The organism is Mesorhizobium sp. M4A.F.Ca.ET.050.02.1.1 (genome assembly GCF_003997725.1).
Classification (GTDB): Bacteria; Pseudomonadota; Alphaproteobacteria; order Rhizobiales; family Rhizobiaceae; genus Mesorhizobium.
Window position 1 is genome coordinate 1 of sequence record NZ_RZSG01000582.1, and the last position, 3,848, is coordinate 3,848.

General features: G+C 65.2%; 4 protein-coding genes. 3 read left to right on the forward strand and 1 reads right to left on the reverse strand.

From position 1 onward, the window contains the following. Positions 1 to 203: 203 nt before the first annotated feature. Complete coding sequence (locus EOA33_RS27275) at positions 204 to 974, reverse strand: L,D-transpeptidase (protein ID WP_126056937.1); 771 nt, start codon at positions 972 to 974, stop codon at positions 204 to 206. A 221-nt stretch (positions 975 to 1,195) separates the two neighbouring features. Between EOA33_RS27275 and EOA33_RS27280 the strand changes: the two genes are divergently transcribed. The 3 genes from EOA33_RS27280 to EOA33_RS27290 form a co-directional block, all read left to right on the forward strand. Beyond that, positions 1,196 to 1,819 carry a LysE family translocator gene (locus EOA33_RS27280; RefSeq protein ID WP_126056936.1) on the forward strand — a complete coding sequence of 208 codons (624 nt, stop codon included), beginning with the start codon at positions 1,196 to 1,198 and terminating at the stop codon, positions 1,817 to 1,819. Positions 1,820 to 1,925: 106 nt separating this feature from the next. Further along, entirely contained in the window at positions 1,926 to 3,251 is a 1,326-nt protein-coding gene (locus EOA33_RS27285; RefSeq protein ID WP_126056935.1) for a tetratricopeptide repeat protein, read from the forward strand. 82 nt (positions 3,252 to 3,333) lie between these two features. Continuing rightward, positions 3,334 to 3,848 (forward strand): FGGY family carbohydrate kinase (locus EOA33_RS27290; protein ID WP_245482450.1); only part of this gene is annotated, 515 nt, incomplete at its 3' end.

The window sequence follows — 3,848 nt, forward strand, 5'->3', positions numbered from 1 at the left end:
TCTCCAGCGCGGCGCCGACGACCGTCTGATTGATGACGGCGGTCGGGCCGCCGCCCTGCGCGATGACGAAAGTTCCGGCCATGCTTGATCTCTCCCGGGGCGATGGTTTCAGGGCACCTTCGCCTGTCTTGCTGGATGACGCAACGGGAGAAAAGACCGCACTTGGACAAGTCGCCAAAGCGGCCGCCGGCAGCGGCCGAGGATCAGACCACGACCACCGGGTTCTTCTTCGACACGCGGCTGTAAAGATCAATGATGTCCTGGTTGATCAGCCGAACGCAGCCCGACGACATCGCCTGGCCGATGCTCCACCATTCCGGCGAGCCGTGGATGCGGTAGCCGGTGTCCTTGCCGTTCTGGAAGATGTAGAGCGCCCGCGCGCCAAGCGGGTTGGTGAGGCCGCCGGGCTGGCCGCCCTGCCATTTCACCAGTTCCGGCTTGCGCTGGATCATTTCCGGCGGCGGCGTCCAGACCGGCCATTCCTTGCCGTACTGGATGTTGGCGCGGCCCGACCAGCGGAAGCCGTCCTTGCCGATGCCGACACCGTAGCGGATGGCGTCGCCGCCGGGTTGCACCAGATAAAGCATGCGCTCCTGCAGGTGCACCACGATGGTGCCGGGCGCCTCGCCGGTCTTGTCGACGACGATCTGGCGGCGGAACTCCGGCTTGACCTTCAGGTAGGGCACCGCCGGCACCTCGAAACCCCCATCGGTCAGCGACGCATACATGACGTCGGGGCCTGTGATGTTCTTGTCGACGCTGATCGCTGGGCGCAGGGGATGCACCGAGCCGGTGGTGGTGTCGTCGATCTGCAATTGCGGCAGGTCGAGCGTCTCGGTGGTGCTGCAGCCGGCGATGCCGAGCAGCGCCGCGGCGCCGAAGCCCGAGATCATGCTGCGGCGGGAAAGCTGTATTCCGGTTTCGATAGCATCGCCGTTCGAAGGCGGCGTCAAACTTTGCGGCAACTCGCGCATGCACCAAACCCTACACTGTCGGCGGGAAGCACGGTCCGGCCGGATAGCAGGCATTTTCATCGATCATGGTTGAAAAAGCGTGAAGGACCCGACTTTGGTCCTAAGGGCCGTCGCCGCCGCCGGCAGGGCCGAACCAGCCGCCCAAACATTTCGAAGATGCCTCTTTACATTCCGGCCGACCCGAGGATTTATCCTTTTCTTTGTGCTCAAGGAGTGAGGAAATGTCCTTCGAGAACTGGGCCGCCTTCGCCGCCGCCTCCACCATCCTTCTCGTCATCCCGGGTCCGACGATCCTTCTGGTCGTCTCCTATGCGCTCGGCCAGGGCTGGCGCACCGCGCTGCCGATGGCGGTCGGCGTCGCGCTCGGCGACTTCACCGCCATGACGCTGTCGATGCTCGGCATCGGCGCACTGCTGGCGGCATCGGCCACCGTGTTCACCGTGCTGAAGGTGATCGGCGCCTGCTATCTGATCTATCTCGGCGTCAAACTGTTCCGCGCCGGCGGGGCGCTGAAAGCCGAGCCGCGCACCGACGCGGTGTCCGCCGCCAAGATGATGGCGCATGCCTGGCTGGTCACCGCGCTCAACCCGAAGAGCATCACCTTCTTCGTCGCCTTCCTGCCTCAGTTCCTCGACCGGCACGCCGATTTCTGGCCGCAGATGCTGATCTTCGAGACGACCTTCCTGGCGCTCGCCTTCGCCAATGCCTTCGGCTACGCACTGATCGCGGCCCGGGCGCGCAACGTCGTGCGCAACCCGAAGGCGATTCGCATCTTCAACCGCACCGGCGGCACGCTGCTGGTCGGCGCCGGCATCGCCACCATGGCGATGCGCTCGGGCAATTGAGTCAGGTCCAGCCAAACGGTGCAAGCCGCCCCTCGCCGGTTGGCGAGCCGAGTGTCGATGTTTTAGGATCACGTCCAGTTCGATCAGGACGGTAGCAGGGCACTCAATGGCGCTGAAGAACGCATTCGGCCTGACATTTTCCGGCGCGACGGAGGCGGGATTTTCGCCCTATGAGAGGGCTGTCCGCGAGCTGCAATGCTTTATCGGCGATCCGGTCGCTACCATCGACCGCGCCATCGCCGAAGATCCCGGCTTCGTCATGGCCCATGTGTTCAAGGGCTATCTCTTTGCGCTTGCCACTGAGCCTGAGGCGACGGCCGTGGCCAGGGCCTGTCACGAAGCGGCGCTGCCGCTTGCGGCGACGGCGCGCGAGCAGGCGCATATCGCGGCGCTCGGCCATCTCGCCGCGGGCCGTTGGCACGACGCCTCGCGCCTGCTCGAGGACATCGCCATCGATTTTCCGCTCGATGCGGTGGCCCTGCAGACCGGGCATCAGATCGACTTCTTCACCGGCAATGCGCGCATGCTGCGCGATCGTATCGGTCGCGCGCTGCCGTCCTGGCAGAGGGGCATGCCGGGCTACCACGCCATTCTCGGCATGCAGGCCTTCGGGCTGGAGGAGATGGGCGACTATGCTCGCGCTGAGGGCTTCGGCCGGACGGCGATTGAGATCGAGCCGCGCGACGGCTGGGCGCAGCACGCGGTCGCGCATGTTATGGAAATGCAGAGCCGGCAAAAGGACGGCATCGCCTGGATGCGCGCCAACCCGGACGCATGGACGAAAGACAGCTTCCTCAAAGTGCACAATTGGTGGCACCTTGCGCTGTTCCACTACGATCTCGGCGAGACCGAGGAAGTCCTGGCGCTCTATGACGGGCCGATCTACGGCACGCGCTCGACACTGGCGCTCAACATGGTGGATGCTTCGGCGATCCTGTGGCGGCTGCATCTCGGCGGCGTCGATGTCGGCGATCGCTGGACCGCTCTCGCCGCCAATTGGGCGCCCAAGGCTGCTGCCGGCAACTATGCCTTCAACGATGCCCATGCGATGATGGCTTTCGTCGGCGCTGGGCTGGAGGCGCCGGCCAGGACCTTGCTGGAGGCGCAGCGCGAGGCGATGCATGCCAGCGACGACAACGCCGCTTTTACCCGGGATGTCGGCCATCCGCTGACGCTGGCGATCAAGGCGTTCGGCGAAGCTGACTACACCGAGGCGGCGCGCCTGATCCGGCCCATACGCTCGATCGCGAACCGCTTCGGCGGCAGCCATGCGCAGCGCGACGTCATCGACCTGACGCTGATCGAGGCTGCCCTGCGCGCCGGCGATGGACCGCTGGCGCGGGCGCTGACGGGCGAGCGCGCCTTTGCGCGGCCGGACAGTCCGCTGTCGGCGCTGTTTTCGCGGCGCGCCGCCGATTTGTCCGAGAATTGACCCGAAGCGGATCTTGGCATAAGAACTGGCCAAGCCAGATTTTTTCGAGATCCGAAAAAATTAAAGGCATTGGGAGGACATCATGTATCTCGGCCTCGATCTGGGCACGTCGGGCGTCAAGGCGCTTTTGATCGATGCCGGGCAGACCGTCATCGGCTCCGGTCACGGCTCGCTCGATGTCTCGCGGCCGCATCCGGGATGGTCCGAGCAGGATCCCGCGCACTGGATCGCGGCCTGCGAAAAAGCGATTGCCGAACTCAAGGCCGCACATCCGAAGGAACTCGCGGCCGTCAAGGGCATCGGCCTGTCCGGCCAGATGCATGGCGCAACCCTGCTCGACGCCGGCGACCAGGTGCTGCGCCCCTGCATCCTGTGGAACGACACGCGCAGCCATGTCGAGGCCGCCGCGCTCGACGCCGATCCGCGCTTCCGCAAGCTCACCGGCAACATCGTCTTTCCGGGCTTCACCGCGCCGAAGCTCGCTTGGGTGAAGAACAACGAGCCCAAGATCTTCGCCGACGTGGCGAAGGTGCTGCTGCCCAAGGATTTCCTGCGGCTCTGGCTGACGGGCGAGCACATTTCGGAAATGTCCGACTC